At 72.0% G+C, this 3,946-nt stretch carries 3 protein-coding genes; all 3 read left to right on the top strand.

Features of this window, described 5'->3' with window-relative positions; translation table 11 throughout:
* A partial coding sequence (locus ACTUAL_RS18500; protein WP_440901147.1) for a sensor histidine kinase occupies positions 1 to 2,826 on the top strand: 2,826 nt, incomplete at its 5' end.
* On the top strand, positions 2,823 to 3,245 hold the full coding sequence (locus ACTUAL_RS18495; protein ID WP_096496258.1) for a roadblock/LC7 domain-containing protein: 423 nt from the start codon (positions 2,823 to 2,825) through the stop codon (positions 3,243 to 3,245). The genes ACTUAL_RS18500 and ACTUAL_RS18495, both read left to right, overlap by 4 nt.
* Before the next feature lie 38 nt (positions 3,246 to 3,283).
* Entirely contained in the window at positions 3,284 to 3,871 is a 588-nt protein-coding gene (locus ACTUAL_RS18490) for a GTP-binding protein (protein WP_440901146.1), read from the top strand.
* The last annotated feature ends 75 nt before the right edge of the window (positions 3,872 to 3,946 follow it).

Below are 3,946 nucleotides of genomic sequence, written 5' to 3'. Positions count from 1 at the left end.
GTCGCGGCAGGTCGCAAGACGAACCCCGACGCCACGGCGCGCGTCGGCGAGCTCAACACCAGATCGGGCAAGGTCGACGCCGAGGTCATGCGGCTTCGCGACGTCGGCGCGGCCACCGGCGACATCGACGACACCGTCCGCACCGCGTACGAGAAGTCGCTCCAGTCGCTCGACGGCCTCAACTCGCTGCGCAACACCGTCCTGGAGAGCCAGTACCCGGACGCCTCCGTCGCCAGCGCCTACGGGCAGCTGCTCGACACCCTGCTACAGGTCCCCCGCGCGACCTCCAGCAGCCTGAGCCACGAGCACCTCACCCCGCTGGTCGGCGCCAACCTCGCGCTGTACGCCGCGAAGGAGCAGCTCGCCCAGCAGAACTCGATCCTGATCTCCGCGGCGAACCGCAGCGAGTTCGGCCCCAACCAGGCCAACGCGCTGCGCGGCGCGCAGTCCAAGCTGGACTCCGCGATCACCGACTTCACCAACGTCGCGAGCCAGGACAACCGGCAGAACTACCAGGACACCGTGTCCGGCACGGCCGTCGACGCCCGCAACCGGCTGGTGACGCTCGCGCTGGTGCAGAACGACAACGGCAAGGCCATCTCCTTCAACGAGAACGACGCGCTGCGCGTCGGCGAGGACACCGCCGCCCTGCTGCGCCAGGTCTCGCTCGACATCGAGGACCAGGCCCAGCGCGAGGCCGTCCGGCTCACCGACGAGGCCAACGCCCTCGCCTGGCGCGACGGCGCGCTCGTGGCCGCCGCGCTGATCATCGCGTTCGCGCTCATGGCGGTCGTCGCCACCTCGATGCTGACCCCGCTGCGGGTGCTGCGCCGCACCGCGCTCGACGTGGCCCGCAACCGCCTCCCGGACGCGATCAAGCGCATCCGCACCCACCGCGACCCCGAGCGGGCCGCGGAGGAGTCCCTGGTGCCGGTGCCGATCCACACCACCGAGGAGGTCGGCCAGGTGGCCCGCGCGTTCGACGCGGTCCAGCGCGAGGCCATCCGCCTCGCGGTCGAGCAGGTGGCGCTGCGCGCCAACGTCAACGACATGTTCATCAACCTCTCCCGGCGCAGCCAGGCGCTCGTGGAGCGGCAGATCACCGTCATCGACCGGCTGGAGCAGGACGAGCAGGACCCCGACCAGCTGGCGAGCCTGTTCGAGCTGGACCACCTCGCCACCCAGATGCGCCGCAACAGCGAGAACCTGCTCGTGCTCTCCGGCACCACGGTCACCCGCCGCGTCACCAGGCCGGTGCTGATCACGGAGGTGCTCGGCGCCGCGGTGTCCGAGGTCGAGAAGTACGCCCGCGTGCACATCGCGCCCGCGCCCGACCTGCGCGTCCAGGGCCGCGTGGTCAACGACCTCGCGCACCTGATCGCCGAGCTGCTGGACAACGCGACCGCGTTCTCCAAGCCCAGCACCAAGGTGACCGTGCGGGCCATAGAGACCCGGCGCGGCGAGGTGTCCATCCGCATCCACGACCGCGGCGTCGGGATGCAGGAGCAGGACGTCGTCGAGGCGAACCTGAAGCTGTCCGAGCCGCCCGAGGTCGACGTGTCGGTGGCCCGCGAGATGGGCCTGTACGTGGTCGGCCAGCTGGCCAAGCGGCACGAGATCCACGTGTCGCTGCGCAACAACGACGACATCGAGGGCGGTGTCACCGCGCAGGTGCTGCTGCCCGCGGGCCTGCTGCACCGGGGGCCGGACCCGCAGGGCGGCGGCGGGCGGCAGAGCCTGCCGCTGGGCAGGCCCGGAGTCCTCGCGCTGGCCGACCCGCCGGAGGTGGAGGAGACCGGGGCCGTCGCGCTGTCCGGCCTGCCCAAGTGGAGCCCGGACCAGATGCCGTCCGCGTTCGGCGAGGCCGCGCCGGAGCACGCGTTCCGGGGCCAGCCGGGGCAGAACGGGGTGACGCCGCAGGAGACCACGTTCTCCGGCAGCTCGTTCTCCGGCACCTCGTTCGACTCGTTCGAGGACACCGGCGCGCACCGGCCGGTCGAGCACAACTCGTCCGCCGAGGGCCTGTTCACCGCGACCGTCAGCGAGACCGCGCCGCCGCGCGCGGGCAGCGACATCGACTACTCCTATCCGCCCGCGCAGCACCAGCAGCAGCGCGCCGTGCCCGCCCCCGCGCCCGCGGCGGTGGAGGACGACGCGTCCACCCAGCGCCTGCCGATCTACGAGGACGTGCTGTCCCGCTGGTTCCAGGGCGGCGACGAGGACTCCGGGGAGGCGCGGGTGCGGGGCGAGGGCAGGCGGGCGCGCGGCGAGCACGCGCTCCCCGACGAACCGGGGTCGCCGGACCACGACGACCTGGTGCTCGACGGCGGGTCCGACGCCGAGCGGACCGTGTTCGCCGAGCCCGTCGTGGACGCCCAGCCGGACCCGGCCCCCGCGCAGGCCTCCGGGCTCGGCGGCCTGCCCAAGCGGGAGCCCGCCCCCTCCAAGGTGTCCGCCGCCGCGGCCAACTGGGGCTCCTCCGACGACAACTGGTCGACGGCGAGCAAGGTGCTCAAGACCTCCGTCGACGAGTCCACCACGGCGGGCCTGCCCAAGCGCGTCCCCAAGGCGCGCCTGATGCCCGGTTCGCTCTCCTCCGCCTCGTCCACCACCGCGACCCAGGCGACCGTGCGCGCGGGGGGCCAGACCGGCCCGTCGTCCGGCGGGATCGCCACCGCGCAGGGCCCCCGGTCCGCCGACCGGTTGCGCCAGCGGTTCGCCACCTACCAGCGCGGCCTGCAGATGGGCCGCGACAACAACCAGGACGATGACAGCCTGCCCTGGGAGGGCCTGTCGTTCGGCAACTCAGACAAGGAGCAGAAGTGACCTCCGCAGCCGATGAGCTGGAGAACTTCAGTTGGCTGGTCGACGACTTCGTCAACCGGGTGGCCGGTGTCGCCCACGCGATCGTGGTGTCGGCGGACGGCCTTCTCCTCGCCGCCTCCGAACGCCTGCCCGTCGACCGGGCCGAGCAGCTGGCCGCCGTCGCGTCCGGCCTGGTGAGCCTGAACCTCGGGGCGGCGCGCTGCTTCGAGGCGGGCAACGTGAAGCAGACCGTGGTGGAGATGGAGCGGGGCTACCTGTTCCTGATGTCCATCAGCGACGGCTCCTGCCTGGCCGTGCTCGCCGCGCCCAACTGCGACATCGGCCTGATCGGCTACGCCATGACCAGGCTGGTCGACCGGGTGGGCGTGCAGCTGACCCCGGAGATCCGCTCGCAGCTGCACGTGGCGATGCGCAACTAGAGCACCACCCACCTCCTTACTAGGGAAAGCAGAGCAACATGAGCGGTGGAGCTCCAGCCGGCCGGACCGCCCCGACGACCACCTCGACGAAGATCGTGGTGGCGGGCGGGTTCGGCGTCGGCAAGACGACCTTCGTCGGTTCGGTGTCGGAGATCGTCCCGCTGACCACCGAGGCGGTCATGACGGAGGCCAGCGTGGGGGTCGACGACCTGTCCTCCACGCCCAACAAGGTGACGACCACCGTGGCCATGGACTTCGGCAGGGTGTCGCTGGACAGCGACCTGATCCTCTACCTGTTCGGGACCCCCGGCCAGCACCGCTTCTGGTTCATGTGGGACGACCTGGTGACGGGCGCGCTCGGAGCGGTGGTGCGGGTCGACTCGAGGAGGCTGTCGGACGCGTTCGCGTCGATCGACTTCTTCGAGGACCGGGACCTCCCGTACGTGGTCGGGGTGATCTGCTTCGACGGTCTGCTGCACCACCGGGTCGAGGACGTGCGGGAGGCGCTGACGGTGGACGCGTCGGTGCCGATCATCCCGTGCGACGCGCGCAACCGGCAGTCCACGAAGCAGACGCTGATCACGCTGGTGGAGCACGCCCTGCGCAGGCAGCCGCTGTTCGCCTGAGCCGCCCGGCGCTCCTGCGGGGACGCCCCCGACCGCCCGGAACCACCGGGGGTCGGGGGCGTCGCCCGTTCACGG

The organism is Actinosynnema sp. (assembly GCF_052038725.1).
This window is presented reverse-complemented; position numbering and strand designations above follow the sequence as displayed.

What these genes read in the sequence shown, in the direction of transcription:
- ACTUAL_RS18490 (WP_440901146.1), top strand. Translation starts at nt 3,284, where the DNA reads ATGAGCGGTGGAGCTCCAGCCGGCCGGACCGCCCCGACGACCACCTCG.